This is a genomic window from Kitasatospora sp. NPDC059817 (assembly GCF_042731835.1).
GTDB lineage: Bacteria > Actinomycetota > Actinomycetes > Streptomycetales > Streptomycetaceae > Kitasatospora.
Map to the genome: position 1 here is coordinate 3,321 of NZ_JBHWIR010000330.1, position 1,444 is coordinate 4,764.

Annotated in this window: 1 protein-coding gene; it reads left to right on the forward strand. The window is 79.8% G+C overall.

The genetic code is table 11. From position 1 onward, the window contains the following. Positions 1-56: 56 nt before the first annotated feature. On the forward strand, positions 57-1,444 hold a 1,388-nt coding region (locus ACFV61_RS34585; protein ID WP_380496055.1), incomplete at its 3' end, for a BTAD domain-containing putative transcriptional regulator.

Here is a 1,444-nt window from a genome sequence, read left to right on the forward strand (position 1 = left end):
GAGCGCACCGCCCGCCCCGCCCCCCACGCCTCGAGCGCTGACTCCCGCCCGGGGGTGTGGGGTCCGTCCTGCTGAGCCGCGCCAACACGGCCGTCCCGGTCGACCTGCTCACCGACGCGGTCTGGCCCGAGGAGCCGCCGCGCACCGCCCGCAAGAACCTCCAGGTCTACATCTGCACGCTGCGCACCCTGCTCGGCCGCGACCCCGGGCCCGAACGGCTGGTCCACACCGCCGGCGGCTACCTGCTGCGGGTCGCCGAACCCGAGCTCGACGTCCTCCAGTTCCGCGCCCTCGCCCGGGCCGGCCGGGCCGCCGCCGACAGCGGCGCGCTCGCCCCCGCCGCCCGGCTGCTGCGCCAGGCCCTCGACCTGTGGCAGGGCCCGCCGCTCGCCGACCTGCGCTGCTCGCCCGCCGTCCAGGCCGAGGCCGACCGGCTGGAGGCCCGCTGCCTCGGCGTCCACGAGGACTGGGCGGAGACCGAGTTGGAGCTCGGCAACGCCACCGCCGTCGCCGAGGAACTCGCCGACCTGGCCGAGCGCCACCCGCTGCGCGAACGCCTCCAGGCCGCCCGGATGAACGCCCTGCACCTGTCCGGCCGCCAGCCCGAGGCACTCGCCGTCTACGACACCCACCGCCAGCTGCTCGCCCGCGAGTTGGGCCTCGAACCCAGCCCCGCCCTGACCGCCCGCTACCGGCAGCTGCTCACCCACGGCCCGGCCCGCCCCGCCACCGCCCGGCCGGCGCAGCACCCCGGCCCGAGCGGCGCACTGCTGCCCGCCGACGCCACCGACTTCACCGGTCGAAGCCACGAACTGCGCGACCTGATCGACGCGTTGGCGGAGGGCGGCGAGCGCGTCGCGGTCCTCTCCGGCCCGGCCGGCATCGGCAAGACCGCCCTCGCCGTGCACGCCGGACACCTGCTCGCCGACCGCTTCCCCGACGGCCGGCTGCTGCTCCGGCTGCGCACCGAGGACGGCACCCCGCGCCCGCTCGCCGACATCCTCACCGAACTCGCCGCCCTCACCGGCCGATCCGGCCCCAGACCGGCCGACCCGGCCCAGGCCGCCGCCCTCTGGCGCGCCTCCCTGGCCGGACGCCGGATGCTGCTGATCCTCGACGACGCCCCCGGCGAGGCCGTGGTCCGCGAACTGCTGCCGGGCTTCGGCCCGAGCGCCACCCTCGTCACCTCGCGCAGCCAACTCGCCGGACTGGCCTCGGTGCACCGGGTCACCGTGCCGCCCTTCGCCCCCGCCGAGGCGCTCGACCTGCTCGGCCGGATCGTCGGCACCGGCCGGACCGGCACCGACCGCGCGGCCGCCCGCCCGGGGCGCGGCGCACGCCGGGGGCGGCCCCCCCCCCGGGGGGGGGCCCGCCCCCCCCCCCCCCCCCCCACCCCCCCGCCCCCCCCCCCCCCCCCGGCGCGCCCCCCCCCCCCCCCCCCCGC